Origin of the sequence: Limimaricola variabilis (genome assembly GCF_034371605.1) — a bacterium.
Lineage (GTDB): Bacteria > Pseudomonadota > Alphaproteobacteria > Rhodobacterales > Rhodobacteraceae > Limimaricola > Limimaricola variabilis.
This window is the reverse complement of the sequence record NZ_CP139691.1, coordinates 2,238,724-2,257,951: the sequence shown is the minus strand read 5'-3', so window position 1 is coordinate 2,257,951 and position 19,228 is coordinate 2,238,724. Positions and strand designations below refer to the sequence as shown.

Genomic DNA, 19,228 nt, shown 5'->3' with positions numbered 1-19,228 from the left:
GGCACGGCTCCGCAAGTGGTGTGTCGTGATAAGATGACTCGAGACGTGGCCATTACGGGCGAGGCACTCAGTACCGATCACCCCGACCCTGCTGTTCGGAGGGGCGCACGGGGCCTGTCGCAGCTCGACGCTTATGAAGGCGCACTCGTGCCAACGCGCCCAGAGCCAAGACCCGCGATAGAGGAAACGATTGCTCCGGCGCTAGTAGCCGCTCTTGGTCCTGAAGCTAAAACTTGGGCATCGGACGATGTTGAAATCCCGGCGCGCGCGGCGGTGTCACCGCCTGCCGATAAAGGCACGGGGTATGAGCCGGGGTGGGATCGTTTGGTAGCCAAGGCTTCGAGCCTCGAAACACCACCTGTCCAACCGCTTCCCAGTGCCATGGGGGTTGCATCACGCGCGGACTGGTCCCATCCCAGTGAGGCGATCCTGGATATGGCGGGACGGAGGCAGAGCGCAGCGCGCAGGGCGGATGAGCCCGTTCCCGTTAAGCAGGCCGCAGCCGTCACACTGACCAAGTATGCTCAGGACGCTCCTCCAGTGCCCCATGCAGCCCCAGTAAGTGACGAATCTTGGGGCATGGAGGCCTCCGTCGTATCTATCGCCGATCCCGTCGTGTCAGGAGTCGGCGAGGAGGGTGCCGATCCGTCACCTCGTGACGTCGGTTTCGACCCGCTCCCCCGCGTGGAGGGTGCAATGCCTCTCGCAGCGACCAGAACACCAACAGAAGGTGCAGAGAAGTCGATTCAGGGCGTCGATGCTCCATCCAGCCCTGAGGCGCGGCCGGTAGCTCCAGTCGAGGATCAGGGCCTGTTGCCTTCTATCCCGGCAACAACCTTGGCCGCTGGCTCAAGCGAGAACCCGGCAAGGCAAAATGATCAGATGCTGTCCGCATCCCCTCGAAGCGGAATCAGCGAGTCCAGTGATTGGCCCGCCCGGCTGGTACAGCTCATGCGGTTTAATTCGGTCGCCATTGGCGCGCAGCCATCGGGGAATGCTGTGACGGCCGTATTGAAGCGCGAGGCACCGAGGACAATGATCCCCATATCAGGGACAAGAAACGAGGCTTCTATTTCCTCAGAGAGGCTGACGCCTTCGTCCGGCGCAGCGGAGCGGCCGGGCTTCGTGCTGGGCGCTTTACGAGCAGAGCCGGTCGTGACGACGGACCCTGTCGGAGCGATGCAGGTGAAGTCGGAAGGCACACTGACCGCGCGGTCGGACCGGATCGGTGAAACGGCGGTTCCGCCTGTGACTGATGCCGAACCTTCGGAAGCGCCGCCATTTGAGGAGCCGTTCACGCGCGTGCGTCTTACGCCCTCGGAAGCACGCGAGGGACGCGGGGTCCTGCAAAACAGTGCTGAGGGGCCGTCCGTCCGGACGAGCCCAGCCCCCGCATCGAGGGGCGACTGGCATGCACTGCCGTCTTCGGGAGTATCCGAGCCACTTCGCGTCGATGGCGCTCCAAACGAAGTAACGCCACCCATGCCGCCGGAGCGTCCCTTCGGTATGGCTCCGACCGAGATGCGACAGGCCGAGGCACCGTCCGCGCAGCGGCCATTGCCACAGCAGCTCGCCGCTGCCGTCACCGGCGCGGCGGATGGGCGGGTCGAGATCCGGCTCGATCCCGAGGAGCTTGGCCGGGTCGTGCTCCAGATGCAGAGCGATGGCGACCGGATCAGCCTGACCATCACGACAGAGCGCGCGGAAACCTCCGACCTGCTGCGCCGCCACCTGCAGGAGCTGGCGCAGGAGTTCCGGGCGCTGGGCTACCGCTCGATTGATCTCGGCTTCGGCGGTGGAGATGGCGCGCGCAGTGGCGCGGGTCAGGGGCAGGCGACCCCTGCGGCCCTTCCGATGGATGCATCCGACGAAGTGCCACCGCAGTCTGTTTCCGAGCCAGCGCCTGGAAAGGCCGGGCTCGATCTACGTCTCTAGGAGCATCGCATGAGCCTGATTTCCGACGCCGTCGCCGGGGCCATCCAGCCTGCGGCGCATACCAGCAGCCCGGCCAGCACGGCCACCGCCTCCGATTTCGACATGTTCCTCAAGATGCTGACCGCGCAAATCCGCAATCAGGATCCGCTCGAACCGATGGAATCGGCCGATTATGCGGTGCAGCTCGCCACCTTTTCCGGAGTCGAGCAGCAGGTGAAAACCAACGATCTGCTTTCCGCCCTTGCCACGGGTTCGGGCGCGGGCGGGTTGGCCGACATTGCGGGCTGGGTCGGGCGCGAGGCGCGTGCACCGATGCCAGCCTGGTTCGACGGTGCGCCGGTGCCGCTCGGCTTCGAGACGCGGCCGGGCGCCGAGGCGGGCGAGATCGTGGTATCCGACGCGCAGGATGTCGAGGTGGCCCGCCATGTCGTGTCTGCCGGGGCGCAGGACCTCGACTGGGCCGGGACCACCGCCGAGGGGCGGCCGCTGCCGTCCGGTGCCTATCGCTTCGAGATCGTGAGCCTGGCAGCGGGGGAGGAGATCGGTCGCGACACGATCGAAACCTATGGCCGGGTGCGCGAGGTGCGGCTGGGCCCCGACGGACCGGTTCTGGTGGCCGAAGCGGGCGTAGAGGTCCCCGTCTCGGCGGTCACCGCGCTGCGCGAGGCCGGCTAGACCAGCGAGGCGATCCAGCCCGCCGTCGCCGTCAGCGCGGCGCCGATGGTCAGCCAGGCCAGAGGCGGCAAGTCGCGGCGGCGCGGCTCGGGCTCGGGGTGGCTCTGGCGCACCAGCGCGGCTTCGGCCAGCGCCGGCAGGCGCGGCCCGAAGCGCGACAGCACCTGGATCGTGCGGCCGAGATCCCGGGCGACGGCCTTGGGGCCGATGCTCTCGCGGATGTAGTCCTCGACCACCGGGCGGGAGGCCTCCCAGATGTTGATATGCGGGTCGAGCGTGCGCGCCACGCCCTCGACCACCACCATGGTACGCTGCAGCAGGATCAACTCGGTGCGGGTCTCCATGCCGAAGCGCTCGGTCACCTCGAACAGGTAGTTGAGCAGTCGCGCCATCGAGATGCGTGAGGCGTCCATGCCGAAGATCGGCTCGCCTACCGCGCGCAGGGCAGAGGCGAAGGCGTCGACGTCGCGGTCGGCCGGCACGTAGCCTGCCTCGAAATGGACCTCGGCGACGCGGCGGTAATCCTTGCGGATGAAGCCGAAGATGATCTCGGCATAGACGCGACGAGTGTATTCGTCGATCCGGCCCATGATCCCGAAATCGAGCGCGATCAGCGTGCCGTCGGGGCCAACCTTGAGATTGCCCTGATGCATGTCACCATGAAAGAAACCGTCGCGCAGCGCATGGGCGAGGAAGAGCTGCAGCACGCGGGCGGCGAGACGCTTGCGGTCGTGCCCGGCGGCGTCGATCTCGGCCACCTCGGCGGCGCCGATCCCCTCGACCCAGCTCATCGTCATCACCCGCCGGCCCGAGAGGTGCCAGCGCAGCGCGGGTACGGCGAAACCCTCGTCCTTGGCGGTGTTGGCGGCGAACTCGGCCGCGGCGGAAGCTTCGAGCCGAAGGTCCAGCTCGCCCAGCACCACGCTTTCGAAATGGGCGATCACCTCGACCGGGCGCAGCCGCCGCGAGGCAGGCGAGAGCCGCTCGATCATCCGGGCGGCGAAGTAGAAGGCTTCGATGTCGCGCCGGAAGGCGCGCTCGATGCCGGGGCGCAGCACCTTCACCGCCACCGTCTCGCCGGTCTCGGCCAGCCGCGCGCGGTGCACCTGCGCGATCGAGGCGGCGGCGACCGGCTCCGAGAACTCGGAGAACATGGCATCGACCGGTTGGCCCAGCTCGACCGCTACGGCGCGCTTGGCCTGAGCCGTGGGGAAGGGCGGCAGGCTGTCCTGCAGCACCCGCAGCTGCATCGCCAGCTCCTCGCCCACCACGTCGGGGCGGGTCGAGAGGATCTGGCCGAACTTGATATAGGCCGGGCCCAGCGCGGTGATGGCGCGGGTCGCGGGCGGCATGCCGGCGTCGCCCTCGTAGCCCATCCAGCGGAACGGCGCGGCGAAGAGACGGACCGCCAGCCGCACCGCACGCGGTGCCTCGACCGCGTCGAGCACGACGGCCATCGCCCCGGTGCGCTCGAAGGTGGCGCCGGTGCGGATCAGCCGAATGAGGTTGTGCGGGCCCCTCAGAGCTTCCACCCCGAATGCAGGCAGGCGATGCCCATGCTCAGGTTGCGGTACTTCGCCTGCTCGAACCCGGCCGCCTCGACCATGCCGAGGAAGGTCTCCTGGTCGGGGAAGCGGCGGATCGACTCGACCAGATACTGGTAGCTGTCGCGGTCATTGGCGATCAGCTGGCCCATCGCCGGGATGACGTTGAAGCTGTAGAGATCGTAGGCCCGCTGCATCAGGTCGTTGGGGATCTGGCTGAACTCCAGCACCATCAGCCGGCCGCCGGGGCGCAGCACGCGGTAGGCTTCGTCGAGCGCCTTCTGCGGCCGCGTCACGTTCCGGATGCCGAAGCTGATCGTGTAGACGTCGAAGCTGTTGTCGGGGAAGGGCAGCGCCATCGCGTCGCCCACCACCCAGTCGAGGCTGTCCTCCAGCCGCTCGGCCTCGGCCCGCTTGCGGCCCTCGACCAACATCGGCTCGGTCAGGTCGCAGACCGTAGCGTGGCCGCGACCGGCGCGGGCGAGGAAGCGGAACGACACGTCGCCGGTGCCGCCGGCGACGTCGAGGAGCTTCTGGCCCGGCCGCGGCGCCAGCCAGTCCATCATCGCGTCCTTCCACAGCCGGTGGATGCCGACGCTCATCACGTCGTTCATCACATCGTAGCGCGAGGCGACGGAGGTGAACACGCCGCGCACGCGGCCTGCCTTCTCTTCCTCGCGCACCGTCTGGTAGCCGAAATGCGTGGTCTGCTCGTCGTTCAAGGGTCTTGTCCCGTGCCGGTGGCGTGCCTTGATAGGGCTCAGTGGCGGCATATAGGCCGCGGCAGCCGAAAGAAAGAAGCGATGCCCGAATTGCCCGAGGTGGAGACGGTTCGTCGCGGGTTGGCACCCGCGATGGAAGGGGCGGTGATCGAGACCGCCCATGTCAACCGGCCCGACCTGCGCTGGCCGTTCCCCGAACGCATGGCCGAACGGCTCACGGGACGGCGGGTGGAGCGGCTGCGGCGGCGCTCGAAATACATCCTCGCGGATCTCGAGGGCGACGAGACGCTGATCGTGCATCTGGGCATGTCGGGGCGGATGACCGTCTCGGGCGTCCGGCTCGGGCGGTTCCACGTGGATCACCCGGCGCCGGCCAAGCATGACCACGTGGTGCTGGAGATGGCGGGCGGCGCCCGCGTCACCTTCAACGATCCGCGCCGCTTCGGGGCGATGGATCTCGCGCCGACCGCCACGCTCGAGCAGCACCGGCTGCTGCGCGGCATCGGGCCGGAGCCCTTGGGCAACACCTTCGACGAGACCTACCTGACCGAGCGGCTCGCCGGGCGGGCGGTGCCGGTCAAGGCGGCGCTGCTCGACCAGAAGATCGTCGCCGGGCTGGGCAACATCTATGTCTGCGAGGTGCTGCACCGGGCCGGGATCGACCCGCGGCGCAAGGCGGGCCGGATCGCGCCCGCGCGGGTCGCGACGCTGGTGCCGCTGATCCGCGAGGTGCTCGAGGAGGCGATCGCCTCGGGTGGCTCCTCGCTCAAGGATTACCGGCAGGCGGACGGGGCGATGGGCTATTTCCAGCACGGATTCCGGGTCTACGACCGCGCGGGCGAGGGCTGCGCGACGGAAGGTTGCGACGGCACGGTGGAGCGGATCGTGCAGTCGGGGCGTTCCACCTTCCTGTGCCGGCACTGCCAGAGGTGACTTGAACACCGCGGCGGGGCGCGGCACGGTTCTTAGAACCTGCTCCGGAGACCCCGCATGGCCTACAGCACCATCCTCGTCGAAACCGAGGACGACATCGCCACCATCACGCTCAACCGCCCCGACGCGATGAACGCGATCAACTCGACGCTGCTGCACGAGCTGGTGACCGCGCTCGAGGAGGCAGATCGCTCCGACAAGGTGCGCTGCATCGTGCTGACCGGGTCGGACAAGGCCTTTGCCGCCGGTGCCGACGTCGCCGAGATGGCGCAGATGGGCTTCGTGGAGATGTATCGCAAGGCGCTATACGCGGGCGACATGGCGCGACTCGCCCGCATCCGCAAACCGGTGATCGCCGCGGTGGCGGGCTATGCGCTGGGCGGCGGCTGCGAGCTGGCGATGGCCTGCGACTTCATCATCGCCGCCGACAACGCCAAGTTCGGCCAGCCGGAGGTCAATCTCGGGATCATGGCCGGGATGGGCGGCAGCCAGCGGCTGACTCGTGCGGTGGGCAAGCCCAAGGCGATGGACATGCATCTGACGGGCCGCTTCATGTCGGCCGAGGAGGCCGAGCGCTCCGGGCTCGTCAGCCGGGTCGTGCCGGCGCGCCAGCTCGAGCAGGAGGCGCGGGCGGCCGCCACCAAGATCGCCGAGAAGGGCCAGGTCGCGGTGCTTGCGATCAAGGAGGCGGTCAACCGCAGCCAGGAGGTCGGCCTGTCCGAGGGGCTGGCCTATGAGCGGCGGCTGTTCGAGGCGCTTTTCGCCACCGAGGACCAGTCCGAGGGCATGGCCGCGTTCCGCGAGAAGCGCGAGCCGCAGTACCGCGATCGCTGAGCCGGCCGGAAAAGGCGCGCGACAGGTTGACTAGCCGTCGAGTCGGCCTTAGAGACGCGGCTTCAGAACAATCACCCCGCAAGTGGATTCTCGACACATGGCCAACACGCCCCAGTCCAAGAAGCGCGCTCGCCAGAACGAGCGCCGCTACGCGATCAACAAGATGCGCCGTTCGCGCATCCGCACCTTCCTGCGCAAGGTCGAAGAGGCGATCGCCTCCGGCAACCCTGACGCTGCCAAGACCGCCCTGCGCGAAGCCCAGCCGGAGCTGATGCGCGGCGTCACCAAAGGCGTGGTGCACAAGAACACCGCCGCTCGCAAGATCTCGCGCCTGTCGTCGCGCGTGAAGGCGATCGCCGCCTGATCTCGCCCAAAGGCGAAGAATATCAAAGGGGTGCCCCGAAAGGGGCACCCCTTTTTCGTGTTCGGATTCGGCCCCAAGCGCGGCGCTCGAATCCGTGCCGTTGCGGCAGAATCGACCCCATTTCCGTCATGCCACTGTCAAGCTGCACCCTTAGCATGGCCGGGCGCCCCGAAGCCGCTGTGGCCCCCTGACACGGCATTTGGCGCCGGGCCTTAGGATTCAGGGGCCCCGGCAAATGGCCGCGGATTCGATTCAGCGGAGTCCGTCGTCAAGCGCGTTGTTCGGTTGATGACGTCCGAACGCAGGCGCTAACTTGCCCCTGCGATTCACATCGTTCCTGGGGGAACATGGGCGAGTCGGCACCACGGTGGTCCGAAGGCCAGCTGCACGGCCGAATGATCGGAACCGCGACGGGGTGCCAGCTCTCATGAGCGTGACGGGCGCACGGCCTTGGCCGTGCCATTCGCCGTCCCGCGCTTGTCTGCATTGCGGCCGCCATCTCGGCGGACGTCACTGCCGTCATGTACCGATCCCGGGCCGAACTGCATGAGCGGGTCGGCGGCTTGTCCGTCCCCGTTCGGGTCCGGAGGTTAGGTCAGTCCGGTGCGGAACAGCGTCGGCGCATGCGCGCCGGCGGCCGCACGAGCTGTGCCCTGATGTGGATGGCGAGCCGGGCGCGGCGGGCGCGACCGGGTGACGATGAAGGCAGGTCGGGGACAGGTCATGACGAACGACAATTGGGCGCAGGTCAGCGAAGAGCTCAAGCAGGCGGTGGGCGCCAACAACCACACCACCTGGATCGCGCCGCTGCGCTTCGAAGGGCTGGTCGACGGCGTGGCCCGCTTCCACGTGCCGACCACCTTCCACGGCAACTACGTCCTGCAGAATTTCGGCGACCAGATCCTGACCCAGCTCGCCCGGGCCGGCATCACCGTGCAGCGCCTGATCTTCGCCCAGTCGGCCAACGCCTCCGCCGCGCCCCGCCCCGCGGCGCCGCAGCCCGCCGCCCCGGCGCTGGCCGCGGCCGATGACGAGGACGCCACCCCCTCGGCCACGCTCGACCCGCGCTTCACCTTCGACCGCTTCGTCGTCGGCAAGCCCAACGAGATGGCGCATGCCGCCGCGCGCCGCATCGCCGAGGGCGGCTCGCTCGGCTTCAACCCGCTGTTCCTCTATGGCGGCGTGGGCCTGGGCAAGACCCACCTGATGCACGCCATCGGTCACGAGCTGAAGGCCAACCAGCCGCATCTCAAGGTCGTGCTCACCTCCGCCGAGCAGTTCATGTACCGCTTCATCACCGCGCTGCGCGACAAGCGCATGATGGATTTCAAGCAGCTCTACCGCTCGGTCGACGTGCTCATGGTCGACGACATCCAGTTCCTCGGTGGCAAGGATTCCACCCAGGAGGAGTTCTTTCACACCTTCAACGCGCTGATCGACGCCGGAAAGCGGATCATCATCTCGGCCGACCGTGCGCCGGGCGCGATGAAGGATGTCGAGGAGCGGATCACCTCGCGCATGGGGTCGGGCCTCGTGGTCGATCTCTTCCCGACCGATTTCGAACTGCGCGTCGGCATCCTGCAGGCCAAGGCCGACTATTACCGCGCCCAGTATCCCGGCATCGTGGTCCAGCCCGGCGTGTTCGAGTTCCTCGCTCAGCGGATCTCCAACAACGTCCGCGTGCTCGAAGGCGCGCTGACCCGGCTGTTTGCCTTCGCCTCGCTGGTCGGGCGCGAGATCTCGCTCGAGATGACGCAGGATTGCCTGGCCGACATCCTGCGCGCCAGCGACCGCAAGATCACCGTCGAGGAAATCCAGCGCCGGGTCTCGGAGCATTACAACATCCGCCTGTCGGACATGATCGGACCGAAGCGGCTGCGCAGCTATGCCCGGCCGCGCCAGGTGGCGATGTACCTGTCCAAGAAGCTGACCTCGCGCTCGCTGCCCGAGATCGGCCGCCGCTTCGGCGGGCGCGACCACACCACCGTCATGCACGGGGTGCGCAAGATCGAGGAGCTGAAGGCCACCGACAGCCAGATCGCCGACGATCTCGAACTGCTGCGGCGCGCGCTCGAGGAGTGACGCGAGGCGGGCTTCGCGATGCCGCCGAAAGGGCTTGAGAACGGGTGGAAAACAGGTAGTTTTCCAGTCCCGGCCAAGGCCTGCGGCAACTAGCGGAGCGAAGCACATGAAATTCTCGATCGAACGCGGCGTTCTGCTCAAGGCCGTGGCCCAGGCCCAGTCGGTGGTCGAGCGGCGCAACACCATCCCGATCCTCGCCAACGTGCTGATCGAGGCCGAGGGCGACACGGTGCGCTTCCGTGCGACCGATCTCGACATCGAGGTGGTCGACCGCGCCCCTGCCACGGTCGAGCGCGACGGCGCGATCACCGTCGCCGCCGTGCTGCTCAACGAGATCGTCCGCAAGCTGCCCGACGGGGCGCTGGTGACGCTCACCGATCAGGGCGCCTCCGGGCGGCTGTCGATCGAGGCGGGGCGCTCGAACTTCCAGCTGGCGACGCTTCCGCGCGAGGATTTCCCGGTGATGGCCTCGGCCGAATACGCCGCGAGCTTCACCGCCCCCGCGCCGGTGCTGCGCCGGCTCTTCGACAAGGCCAAGTTCGCGATCTCCACCGAGGAGACGCGTTACTACCTCAACGGCGTCTACATGCATGTGGCCGAGGGCGAGAAGGGCCGGGTGCTGCGCTGCGTCGCCACCGACGGGCACCGCCTCGCCCGGATCGACGCCGACCTGCCCGAAGGGGCCGAGACGATGGCCGGGGTGATCGTGCCGCGCAAGACCGTCAACGAGCTGCGCAAGCTGCTCGATGACGACGAGGCGCAGATCGAGGTGTCGGTCAGCGAGACCAAGGTGCGCTTCGCCACCCCGAACATCACCCTGACCTCGAAGGTGATCGACGGCACCTTCCCGGATTACAGCCGGGTGATTCCGCAAAACAACTCCAAGCGCCTCGAGGTCGACGCGGCCGAGTTCGCCAAGGCGGTGGACCGGGTCGCCACCGTCAGCTCCGAGCGTTCGCGCGCGGTCAAGCTGTCGCTCGAAGAGGATCGGCTGGTGCTCTCGGTCAACGCGCCCGATTCCGGCGCCGCCGAGGAAGAGCTGGCCGTGGCCTATGGCGACGAGCGGCTCGAGATCGGCTTCAACGCGAAATACCTTCAGGAGATCGCCAACCAGGTGGATCGCGAGAACGCGGTGTTCCTGTTCAACTCCTCCGGCGATCCGACCCTGATGCGCGAGGGCGACGACACCAGCGCGGTCTATGTCGTCATGCCGATGCGCGTGTGACGCCTGCGGGACCTGCGCCTGTCGGAAACGGTGAGGGCGAGGGCCGCGCATGAGGGCGGCCGTCACCGAGTTGGAGCTGTCGCATTTCCGCTCGCACAAGCGGGCGCGGCTGGCGCTTGACGGCCGGCCGGTCGCGATCTTCGGCCCCAACGGCGCCGGGAAGACCAACCTGATCGAGGCGGTGTCGCTGCTGTCGCCCGGGCGCGGCATGCGCCGCGCCGGCGCCGAGGAGATCGCCCGCCGGCCCGAGCGGCTGGGCTGGAAGGTCCGGGCCGAGGTCGAGGCCGAGGGCGCGCCGCACGAGATCGAGACCCGCGCCGAGGCGGGCCAGAGCCGGGGCGTCCGGATCGACGACAAGGCGGTGCCGCAGGTGGCGCTGGCGCGGGTGCTGCGGGTGCTGTGGCTGGTGCCCTCGATGGACCGGCTCTGGATCGAGGCCGCCGAGGGGCGGCGCCGCTTTCTCGACCGCGCCGCACTGAGCTTCGATCCCGGCCATGCCGAACAGGTGCTCGATTACGAAAAGGCGATGCGCGAACGCAACCGGCTCCTCAAGGACGGGGTGCGCGACGCGCATTGGTACGGCGCGCTCGAAGGGCGCATGGCGCGGGCCGGCGCGGTGATCGCGGCCACCCGCCGCGCCGCGATCGACCGGCTGATGGCGGCGCAAGACCGGGCCGAGACCGCCTTTCCCGCCGCGGATCTGGCGCTCGGCTATCCCGACGAGACGCCCGAGGCCGAGGAGGAGCTGCGCGCGGCCTTCGCCGGGATGCGCGGCCGCGACATGGCGGCAGGCCGCACGCTGATCGGGCCGCATCGCGCCGATCTCGACGCGCTGTGGCGCGCCAAAGGGGTGGCGGCGCGCGACGCCTCCACCGGCGAACAGAAGGCGCTGCTGATCTCGCTCATCCTCGCCAATGCCCGGGCGCTGGCCGCCGAGGGGGGCGCGCCGCCGGTGCTGCTCCTGGACGAGGTCGCGGCGCATCTGGACACGCGCCGCCGCGCGGCGCTCTATGACGAGATCTGCGCGCTGGGGCTGCAGGCCTTCATGACCGGCACCGAGCCGGGGCTGTTCGAGGCGCTGGGCGACCGCGCGCAACGGATCGAGGTGACCGAGACGGCCGGCGTCTCGCAGGTCAGGGAGGCGACATGACACCGCAACGCGTGACCCTCATCACCCTCGGCGTGACCGACATGGACCGGTCGAAGGCCTTCTATGCCGCGCTGGGCTGGGTGCCGCATGCCTCCAGCCAGCCTTCCGTGACCTTCTACCAGATGCACGGGCTCGTGCTCGGGCTGTTCGGCCTTTCGGATCTTGCCGCGGATCAGGGCCGGCCGGGCGCACGCCTCGGGACCGGAGCCGCGACGCTGGCGCAGAACTTCGAGGATCGGGCGGCGGTGGATGCCGCGTGGCAGGCCGCTCTCGATGCCGGGGCAGGGCCGCTCAAGGCACCGGAGGAAGTGTTCTGGGGCGGCTATTCCGGCTACTACGCCGATCCCGACGGCCATGTTTGGGAGATCGCCCATAACCCGTTCTGGTCTCTGGCCGAGGATGGCTCGCTGACGCTGCCCGAGGCGCCGTGACCCTCGGCTTCCCGGATCTCGCGCTCTACGCGGGCGCGCTTCTGGTGCTGTTCCTGACGCCGGGACCGGTCTGGGTCGCGCTCACCGCGCGTGCGCTGTCTGGCGGGTTTCACGCCGCATGGCCGCTGGCGCTCGGCGTGGTGGTGGGCGACGTGGCGTGGCCGCTGCTGGCGATCCTCGGGGTGAACTGGGTGTTGTCGGTCTATGGCGGCTTTCTCGAGGCGCTGCGCTGGGTCGCGGCGGCGATGTTCGTGACCATGGGGGTGATGCTGTGGCGGCATGCGGGCGCCTCCATCTCCACCGACAGCCGGCTGACCCGTCCCGGCATGTGGGCGGGCTTCATGGCCGGCCTGGCGGTCATCCTCGGCAACCCCAAGGCCATCCTGTTCTACATGGGAATGCTGCCGGGCTTCTTCGATCTCTCGGCGCTGGGCGGGCTCGACATCGCCGCGATCTGCGCGGTCTCCTTTGCCGTGCCGCTTCTGGGCAACCTCGTGCTTGCCGCGTCGATCGACCGCGCGCGGGCGATTCTGACCTCGCCCGAGGCGCTGCGCCGGACCAATCACGCGGCGGCGGCGATGCTGGTCGGCGTGGGGCTGCTCATCCCCCTCCTGTAGCGCAAAATATGGGGGAAAACCGTGACATCCCCCACCAGTATTCGTATATTCCGCCGGTAACGTCCCGAGGATTTCCCCCATGGCTGAACCCGCTCTGCAACCCAACGCCTACGGCGCCGATTCCATCAAGGTTCTCAAGGGCCTGGATGCGGTCCGCAAGCGTCCGGGCATGTATATCGGTGACACCGATGACGGCTCGGGCCTGCACCACATGGTCTACGAGGTGGTCGATAACGGCATCGACGAGGCGCTGGCCGGCCACGCCGACTTCGTGCAGGTCAAGATCCATGCCGACAACTCGGTCAGCGTGCGCGACAACGGTCGCGGCATTCCCACCGATCTGCACCGCGAGGAGGGCGTCTCGGCGGCCGAGGTCATCATGACCCAGCTCCATGCCGGCGGTAAGTTCGACCAGAACTCCTACAAGGTGTCCGGCGGCCTGCACGGCGTCGGCGTCTCGGTCGTGAACGCGCTGTCGGACTGGCTGGAGCTGCGGATCTGGCGCGACGGCAAAGAGCACGTCGCCCGGTTCGAGCGCGGCGAGACCGTGAAGCATCTCGAGGTGGTGGGCGAGACCGACCAGACCGGCACCGAGGTCCGCTTCCTTGCCTCGACCACGACCTTCTCGAACCTCGAATACGACTTTGCCACCCTTGAAAAGCGCCTGCGCGAACTGGCCTTCCTGAACTCCGGCGTGCGCATCATCCTCGAGGATGACCGCCCGGCGCAGCCACTGCATTCCGAGCTGTACTACGAGGGCGGCGTGCGCGAATTCGTGAAGTATCTCGACCGCTCCAAGCATGCCGTGATGCCCGAGCCGATCTGGATCGAGGGCGAGAAGGACGGCATCGGCGTCGAGGTGGCGATGTGGTGGAACGACACCTACCACGAGACCGTGCTGCCCTTTACCAACAACATCCCGCAGCGCGACGGGGGCACCCACATGGCGGGCTTCCGCGGCGCGCTGACCCGGACCATCAACAACTACGCGCAGTCCTCGGGCATCGCCAAGAAGGAGAAGGTTTCCTTCACCGGTGACGACGCCCGCGAGGGGCTGACCTGCGTGCTGTCGGTCAAGGTGCCGGACCCCAAGTTCTCCTCCCAGACCAAGGACAAGCTGGTCTCGTCGGAGGTGCGCCCGGCGGTCGAGAACCTCGTAGGCGAGAAGCTCGCCGAGTGGTTCGAGGAAAACCCCAACCTCGCCAAGCAGATCGTCGGCAAGATCATCGAGGCCGCTCTCGCCCGCGAGGCCGCGCGCAAGGCGCGCGAGCTGACCCGCCGCAAGACCGCGATGGACGTGAACTTCCTCGCCGGCAAGCTCAAGGATTGCTCCGAGAAGGACCCGTCGAAGACCGAGGTGTTCCTCGTCGAGGGTGACTCGGCGGGCGGTTCGGCCCAGACCGGCCGCGACCGCGGCACCCAGGCGATCCTGCCGCTCAAGGGCAAGATCCTCAACGTCGAGCGCGCGCGCTTCGACCGGATGCTGGGAAGCCAGGAGATCGGCAACCTCGTGATGGCGCTCGGCACCGGCATCGGCCGCGACGAGTTCGACATCAAGAAGCTGCGCTACCACAAGATCGTCATCATGACCGACGCCGACGTCGACGGCGCGCATATCCGGACGCTCCTGCTGACCTTCTTCTTCCGGCAGATGCCGGAGCTGATCGAGGGCGGGCATCTCTACATCGCGCAGCCGCCGCTCTACAAGGTGACGCGCGGCAAGTCCGAGGTCTATCTCAAGGACCAGGCGGCGATGGACGAGTACCTGATCCACCAGGGCACCGACGGCACCGCCCTGCGGCTCGGCACCGGCGAGGAGATCACCGGCAACGACCTGCGCCGCGTGGTCGAGGAGGCGCGTCAGCTGCGCCGTGTGCTCGACGCCTTCCCGACCCATTACCCGCGCCACATCCTCGAACAGGCGGCGATCTCCGGCGCCTTCGTGCCCGGCGCGGTCGATGCCGACCTTCAGGGCGTGGCCGACAAGGTCGCCAAGCGGCTCGACCTGATCGCGCTGGAATACGAGCGTGGCTGGCACGGCCGGATCACCCAGGATCACGGCATCCGGCTCGCTCGCATCCTGCGCGGGGTCGAGGAGGTGCGCACGCTGGACGGCCCGATGCTCCGCTCGGGCGAGGCGCGCAAGACCGGCAGCTTCACCAAGTCGCTGCAGGAGATCTACGACCTGCCCGCGACGCTGGTGCGCAAGGACCGGACGCAGCTGATCCACGGCCCGCTCGATCTCCTTGCCGCGATCCTCGAGGAGGGCCAGCGCGGCCTGACGCTGCAGCGCTACAAGGGTCTGGGCGAGATGAACCCCGACCAGCTCTGGGAGACGACTCTGGATCCCGAGGCGCGGACCCTGTTGCAGGTGAAGATCGAGGATTCGACCGAGGCCGACGACCTGTTCACCAAGCTGATGGGCGACGTGGTCGAGCCGCGCCGCGAGTTCATCCAGCAGAACGCCCTCAACGTCGAGCATCTCGACTTCTGATCGACGATCCGCAGTGCGGCGGCGGGCTGGAGACAGCTTGCCGACCGCGTCGCGGGCCTCTCCATGAACCGATGCATTCCAGCGTGTCGCGTTCCGAAGTCTCTCACAGGGGGCGGTCGAGCGGTCGCCACGAAAGCGGGTCCACCAAAAAGCGAAACCCCGAGAACCGGTCAGGTTCTCGGGGTTTCGTGCTTTGAGGTGGTGCCGCTGAAGGGACTCGAACCCCCGACCCCATCATTACGAATGACGTGCTCTACCAGCTGAGCTACAGCGGCGCCCGGGCGCCTCTTAGCACCCGCGCGCCGGGGGGAAAAGGGCTATTTTCGCTCTTCCGCGAGGGCCTCTCCCTCTGTTTTCTCGGGCGTGGTCGCGGCCGTCTCGGGGGCGACGATCTCGGCCTCTTCGGGGCCGGACGAGGCCGGCGTCGCGGTCTGGGCGGGCAGGGGCGAGGCGGTGGATCCAGCCTCGCGCACCGCCGGGACCGTGCCTTCGCCATTGGTGCGCCCGGCACCGCCGACGATCAGCGGCAGCATCTCGGTGCCGCGCGGCAGGTTCGGCTCGCCCTCTTCCGGACGGGTCCAAGCCAGCGTGTCGAAGGCATGGCAGTTCGAGCAGACGGGGTCCCAATGCGGGTGCAGGTGGTGGCAGTTCTCGCAGACCCATTGCGGGCCGCGGGGCGCGGTCAGCGCCCGTGCCAGCCAGCCGCGCACCACCGCGTCGTCGGCACCGCGGCCGCGTTCGATCGCCGCCATCAGCGTCAGCACCCGGGCAGTGGGGTCGGTCTCGACCAGATCGCCCAGGGCGCGCCGCGCCTCGTTGAAGCGCTCGGCCGCGATCATCAGCTCCGCCTCGAGCATCCGCGTCTCAGGGTGGTCGGGGCGCGACTGGATCAGCACCGAGAAGCGGTCCAGCCGAGCCTGCGGGTTCTCCTCGGGGGCGATCTCGGCAAAGACCTGCGCCAGATCGGGATGGGGCTCGGCCTCCCAGGCCTTGCGGATCACCCGCGTCGCGTAGCGGCTGTTGCCGACCGCAAGATAGCTGCGGGCCGCCATCACGGCCGCCGGGATCAGGTCGGGCGAGAGCCGGTTGGCCTCGATCGCCTTCTCGCGCGCCTCGATGCTCAGGCTCTCATCCATCACGTCGCGGGCTTCCGACAGCGCGAGAACCGCGTCGCGGCGCTTGGCGACGTTGCGGGGCAGGCTGCCCGAGCGGCGCTTGGCGTCGAGCGTGGCGCGCGCCCCGGTCCAGTCATGCGCCTCGGCCTGCAGCCGCAGCAGCGTGTCCTGCGTCTCGGTGTGGCGCGGCTTGAGCTCGAAGGCCTTCTTGGCGAGCTTCATCGCGGTGTCGGTGTCGCCCTCGGCGAGGCGCTGCCGCATCAGGCCGCGGATGCCGACGAAGCGGGTGCGGTCGATCTGCACCAGCTCGCGATAAGCGCCCTCGGCTGTGCGGCGGTCGCCGGCCAGCTCGGCGCCCTGCGCCACGAGGATCGAGGTCAGGTCGGGACGGCGCAGGTAGCGCTCGGCCCGGCGGCCCTTGGCCATCGCGGTCTCGCCCTCGCCGGAGGCCAGCGCGATCATGCCGTCGGCCAGCGCCTTGTAGCCGCGCCGCTCGCGCGAGCGTGAGAACCAACGGCTGACGGCGGTGTCGTCGCCGTTGATGAAGCGCAGCAGCGCCAGCAGGAAGCCGAGCGCCTTGAACAGCAGCCAGCCGAGCAGGGCCAGCAGCGCGATGGCGAGCACCAGCTGCAACGGGCCGAGCGTGACCTCGTAGCCGGCCATGGCGATCTCGGCCCCGCCGGCCACGTCGGTGAGCCGCGCGGCACCCCAGGTGAGACCGGCGACGACGGCGACGAAGACCAGGATCTTGATCAGGGACAGGAGCATGTGCGGCGCCTCAATTCTCGGTCAGGGATTGCGACAGGGTGTCGGCGGCGGCGAGCGCCTCGGCGCGGGTCCGGGCCGGTGCGAGCCATTCGGCCAGCGGCTCTTGCACCGGGTCGGGCAGGGCCTCGATCTCGGCGATCGCCTCGTCGAGACGACCGTCGCGCAGCGCGGCCTCGGCGCGCGACAGCACGGCATCGGTGGTCGTGCCCTCCTGCGGCGCGGTGGAGCGGAGCTGCAGCGTGTCGCGGAAGAAACCGGCGACGCGGCCGCCCTCCTCGCCGGACAGCCCTTCGCGCCGCGCGGTCGCGAGCGAGAGCCGGGCCGGCTCGGGGAAGGCTTCGATCAGCTCGGAGCGGCTGGCCACGCCTTCCTCGGCCGGCGCGGCGAGTGCCTCGGGGATCTCGGCGGGCGAGGTTGCCTGAAGCTCCTCGAGCAGGGCGGTGTAGGGCTCGCCGGTCTCGAGCGCGGCCTCGATCTCGGCCAGGGTGGCACGGGCCCGGACGCGGGCGGCGACCGCCGCGGCCTCGGCCTCGATCTCCTCGGCGGTGCGGCCGACGCTGGCCACTTCCTGCGCGGCCTCTTCGGCCATGCGGGCGATCTCCTGCGCCTGCCGCTCCAGATCGGCGCGCAGCGCATCGACCTCGGCCTGCCAGCGCGCGACGGCCTCGCGCGCCAAGGTGCCGTCGGGACCGGCGGAGGCCTCGGCCTCGGTCAGGCGGGTTTCGAGGGTATCGAGCCGTTCGGATAGCTCGGCCTGGCCGGCGTCGAGACGCGAGCCGAGATCGGACAGGTTGGTTTCGGTCTCGGCCCGTAGCCCTTCGATCCCGTTGGAAAGCGGGGCGATCTCGCCCTCGAGCGCACCCAGCCGGGTTTCGAGCGCGGCGGTGCGGTCGCTGTTGTCGAACCAGATCCAGCCGATGCCGAGACCCAGCGCCGCGGCGATCAACCCGCCCAGCATTCCGGCGCCGAAGCCACGGCCGGTCGCGCCGGATCCGCCGCTTGCGGCAGGCGCGGTGGAGGGGGGCGTCGTCGAAGCGGTCGAAGCGGTCGAAGCGGTCGAGGAGGCGGGCTTCGCCTCCGGCTTGGCATCGGCGTCCGCACGGGGCGCGCGGGTCACGGCCGGCATCGCGCCGGCGGCGGAGGCCGGTGCGGGGCGGGCCGTGGTGCCGAGATCGACCCCGGCGCTGGCGCCGCGCTTCGCCGATTTCGGCGCCTCTTCCGAAGCGTCCTTGCCGGCGGCGGTCGAGGCCGCTGTGCCGGTTTCGGCGGTCTTGCCGGACTCGGCCTTCGCATCGGTACCGGCCGTGGTCGCACGCGATCCGGTTTCCGGGGTGACGGGGCTGGTCTCGGTCGGAGCCGCGTTCGACTCCGGTGTCTTCGGCGCGTCGGAGGGGGTGGTCATCTTGTCGTCGGGACGCGGCTGCGCCGCCTCGCGGGGGGGAGATGCCGGGGTCTGGGGCTTTTTCGCGCCATCCCTTCCGCCGGGGGTGCCTGTCGTCCTACGTGCCAAAACCTGTCCCTTCCGTCCCCGTGCGCGGCAGATTTTCCCTGCCGCGGCTGCATTTGCCGACCCTAGCCCGGCCCGTCGCGCGCCTCAAGCGCCCCCCGAGCGGCGGGTCGTGGAACCGAACGCCGCATGGGCGGCAAGGGTTGCGTCGATCATCGCCGGGCCGTCCGGCCGTGCCGCCAGTGTCACCCCCTCGACACGGCCGGCGAGCGGCGCGGCCGCGGCAGGGCTGATCGCCACCGCGTGGAGCGGTGCAATGGATGGCAGCTGCGCCGCGAGCAGCGCTGCGCTGCGCGGCGAGAAGACCGGCGCCACCACCGGCGCACGCCCCACCAGCGCCGCTTGGCCCGCGGCGGGCAGGGGCTGCGCTGATTGCGCATAGACCACCGCTTCGGCGCAGTCGCGCCCGGCGCGGCGCAGCCGCTCCGCGACGTCGCCGCGCTGGTGGTCGCCGCGCAGATGCAGGAGCGGCCCGGCGTCGGGCGCGTCGAGGATCGCGGCGATCAGCGCCTCGGCGTCGCCGCCCCCCTCGCGCGGGTGCAGCCCCGCCGCCTGCGCCGCCTGCGCGGTGCGGGGCCCGACGCACCATGCGGGCAGGCCCATCAGCCCCATCCGCACCGCCCCGGCCGCACCGCGCTCCGAGGTCAGGATCAGCATGGCGGGCGTCGTGTCGGGCGGTGGCGGCGTCACCTCGTCGATGCGCAGCAGGGGCGCGATCACGGCCACCAAGTGCCGCCCCGCCGCGACTTCCAGTTCGGCCAGAAAGCGCCGCGCCGCCGCCTCGGGGCGGGTGAGCAGCAGGATCGGTTCCGGCATCGTCCCCCCTTCGCGG

General features: G+C 69.3%; 16 protein-coding genes and 1 tRNA gene. 11 read left to right on the top strand and 6 right to left on the bottom strand.

The features are described from left to right. The first annotated feature begins 1,521 nt into the window (after positions 1 to 1,521). Both T8T21_RS11200 and T8T21_RS11195 read left to right on the top strand, forming a co-directional pair. Complete coding sequence (locus T8T21_RS11200; protein WP_322335645.1) at positions 1,522 to 1,935, top strand: flagellar hook-length control protein FliK; 414 nt, start codon at positions 1,522 to 1,524, stop codon at positions 1,933 to 1,935. Between the two features lie 9 nt (positions 1,936 to 1,944). Then, positions 1,945 to 2,610, top strand: coding sequence for a flagellar hook capping FlgD N-terminal domain-containing protein (locus T8T21_RS11195; protein WP_322335644.1), 666 nt, complete (start codon positions 1,945 to 1,947; stop codon positions 2,608 to 2,610). Here the strand turns inward: T8T21_RS11195 and ubiB are convergent. Next, the gene (gene ubiB / locus T8T21_RS11190; RefSeq protein ID WP_322337484.1) at positions 2,607 to 4,133 is read right to left on the bottom strand and encodes a 2-polyprenylphenol 6-hydroxylase; all 1,527 of its coding nucleotides are present in this window, start codon (positions 4,131 to 4,133) and stop codon (positions 2,607 to 2,609) included. The two genes, T8T21_RS11195 and ubiB, sit on opposite strands and share 4 nt — an antisense overlap. After that, on the bottom strand, positions 4,130 to 4,927 hold the full coding sequence (gene ubiE / locus T8T21_RS11185; RefSeq protein ID WP_322335643.1) for a bifunctional demethylmenaquinone methyltransferase/2-methoxy-6-polyprenyl-1,4-benzoquinol methylase UbiE: 798 nt from the start codon (positions 4,925 to 4,927) through the stop codon (positions 4,130 to 4,132). The genes ubiB and ubiE overlap by 4 nt, the downstream gene beginning before the upstream one ends. A 30-nt stretch (positions 4,928 to 4,957) precedes the next feature. Here ubiE and mutM point away from each other — a divergent pair, with 30 nt between their 5' ends. From mutM to gyrB, 9 genes are all read left to right on the top strand, one after another. After that, a complete protein-coding gene (mutM, locus tag T8T21_RS11180; RefSeq protein WP_322335642.1) occupies positions 4,958 to 5,809 on the top strand; it encodes a bifunctional DNA-formamidopyrimidine glycosylase/DNA-(apurinic or apyrimidinic site) lyase in 852 nt (283 codons plus the stop codon). A gap of 57 nt (positions 5,810 to 5,866) precedes the next feature. Continuing rightward, positions 5,867 to 6,643, top strand: a complete 777-nt coding sequence (locus tag T8T21_RS11175) for an enoyl-CoA hydratase-related protein (protein WP_322335641.1) — start codon at positions 5,867 to 5,869, stop codon at positions 6,641 to 6,643. A 97-nt stretch (positions 6,644 to 6,740) separates the two neighbouring features. Further along, positions 6,741 to 7,007 (top strand): 30S ribosomal protein S20, encoded by a 267-nt coding sequence (rpsT, locus tag T8T21_RS11170; RefSeq protein WP_183470300.1) that lies wholly within the window; start codon positions 6,741 to 6,743, stop codon positions 7,005 to 7,007. A 723-nt stretch (positions 7,008 to 7,730) separates the two neighbouring features. Further along, complete coding sequence (dnaA, locus tag T8T21_RS11165) at positions 7,731 to 9,089, top strand: chromosomal replication initiator protein DnaA (RefSeq protein ID WP_221188708.1); 1,359 nt, start codon at positions 7,731 to 7,733, stop codon at positions 9,087 to 9,089. 106 nt (positions 9,090 to 9,195) lie between these two features. Continuing rightward, on the top strand, positions 9,196 to 10,314 hold the full coding sequence (gene dnaN / locus T8T21_RS11160; protein WP_183470302.1) for a DNA polymerase III subunit beta: 1,119 nt from the start codon (positions 9,196 to 9,198) through the stop codon (positions 10,312 to 10,314). Positions 10,315 to 10,363: 49 nt separating this feature from the next. After that, positions 10,364 to 11,464: a DNA replication/repair protein RecF gene (gene recF / locus T8T21_RS11155; protein WP_183470304.1), complete on the top strand. Its 1,101-nt coding sequence runs from the start codon at positions 10,364 to 10,366 to the stop codon at positions 11,462 to 11,464. Then, positions 11,461 to 11,895, top strand: a complete 435-nt coding sequence (locus T8T21_RS11150) for a VOC family protein (protein ID WP_322335640.1) — start codon at positions 11,461 to 11,463, stop codon at positions 11,893 to 11,895. Before recF ends, T8T21_RS11150 begins: the two co-directional genes overlap by 4 nt. Beyond that, positions 11,892 to 12,512: a LysE family translocator gene (locus T8T21_RS11145; RefSeq protein ID WP_322335639.1), complete on the top strand. Its 621-nt coding sequence runs from the start codon at positions 11,892 to 11,894 to the stop codon at positions 12,510 to 12,512. The genes T8T21_RS11150 and T8T21_RS11145 overlap by 4 nt, the downstream gene beginning before the upstream one ends. Positions 12,513 to 12,591: 79 nt before the next feature. Then, positions 12,592 to 15,006, top strand: coding sequence for a DNA topoisomerase (ATP-hydrolyzing) subunit B (gene gyrB / locus T8T21_RS11140; RefSeq protein WP_183470310.1), 2,415 nt, complete (start codon positions 12,592 to 12,594; stop codon positions 15,004 to 15,006). A 199-nt stretch (positions 15,007 to 15,205) separates the two neighbouring features. Here gyrB and T8T21_RS11135 read toward each other — a convergent pair. The 4 genes from T8T21_RS11135 to T8T21_RS11120 form a co-directional block, all read right to left on the bottom strand. Beyond that, positions 15,206 to 15,281 (bottom strand) — tRNA-Thr (locus T8T21_RS11135). Between the two features lie 42 nt (positions 15,282 to 15,323). Further along, complete coding sequence (locus T8T21_RS11130; RefSeq protein WP_322335638.1) at positions 15,324 to 16,889, bottom strand: heme biosynthesis protein HemY; 1,566 nt, start codon at positions 16,887 to 16,889, stop codon at positions 15,324 to 15,326. A 10-nt stretch (positions 16,890 to 16,899) separates the two neighbouring features. Further along, a complete protein-coding gene (locus T8T21_RS11125; RefSeq protein ID WP_322335637.1) occupies positions 16,900 to 18,291 on the bottom strand; it encodes a hypothetical protein in 1,392 nt (463 codons plus the stop codon). 192 nt (positions 18,292 to 18,483) lie between these two features. Continuing rightward, positions 18,484 to 19,212: a uroporphyrinogen-III synthase gene (locus T8T21_RS11120; protein WP_322335636.1), complete on the bottom strand. Its 729-nt coding sequence runs from the start codon at positions 19,210 to 19,212 to the stop codon at positions 18,484 to 18,486. Positions 19,213 to 19,228: the final 16 nt, after the last annotated feature.

Bases quoted from the DNA above. Each gene is read 5' to 3' on its own strand.
- T8T21_RS11200 (WP_322335645.1), top strand. From the start codon at position 1,522: ATGCGACAGGCCGAGGCACCGTCCGCGCAGCGGCCATTGCCACAGCAG.
- mutM (WP_322335642.1), top strand. From the start codon at position 4,958: ATGCCCGAATTGCCCGAGGTGGAGACGGTTCGTCGCGGGTTGGCACCC.
- gyrB (WP_183470310.1), top strand. From the start codon at position 12,592: ATGGCTGAACCCGCTCTGCAACCCAACGCCTACGGCGCCGATTCCATC.
- T8T21_RS11130 (WP_322335638.1), bottom strand. From the start codon at position 16,889: ATGCTCCTGTCCCTGATCAAGATCCTGGTCTTCGTCGCCGTCGTCGCC.
- rpsT (WP_183470300.1), top strand. From the start codon at position 6,741: ATGGCCAACACGCCCCAGTCCAAGAAGCGCGCTCGCCAGAACGAGCGC.
- dnaN (WP_183470302.1), top strand. From the start codon at position 9,196: ATGAAATTCTCGATCGAACGCGGCGTTCTGCTCAAGGCCGTGGCCCAG.
- ubiE (WP_322335643.1), bottom strand. From the start codon at position 4,927: ATGCCGCCACTGAGCCCTATCAAGGCACGCCACCGGCACGGGACAAGA.
- T8T21_RS11150 (WP_322335640.1), top strand. From the start codon at position 11,461: ATGACACCGCAACGCGTGACCCTCATCACCCTCGGCGTGACCGACATG.
- T8T21_RS11195 (WP_322335644.1), top strand. From the start codon at position 1,945: ATGAGCCTGATTTCCGACGCCGTCGCCGGGGCCATCCAGCCTGCGGCG.
- T8T21_RS11175 (WP_322335641.1), top strand. From the start codon at position 5,867: ATGGCCTACAGCACCATCCTCGTCGAAACCGAGGACGACATCGCCACC.
- recF (WP_183470304.1), top strand. From the start codon at position 10,364: ATGAGGGCGGCCGTCACCGAGTTGGAGCTGTCGCATTTCCGCTCGCAC.
- T8T21_RS11125 (WP_322335637.1), bottom strand. From the start codon at position 18,291: ATGACCACCCCCTCCGACGCGCCGAAGACACCGGAGTCGAACGCGGCT.
- dnaA (WP_221188708.1), top strand. From the start codon at position 7,731: ATGACGAACGACAATTGGGCGCAGGTCAGCGAAGAGCTCAAGCAGGCG.
- T8T21_RS11120 (WP_322335636.1), bottom strand. From the start codon at position 19,212: ATGCCGGAACCGATCCTGCTGCTCACCCGCCCCGAGGCGGCGGCGCGG.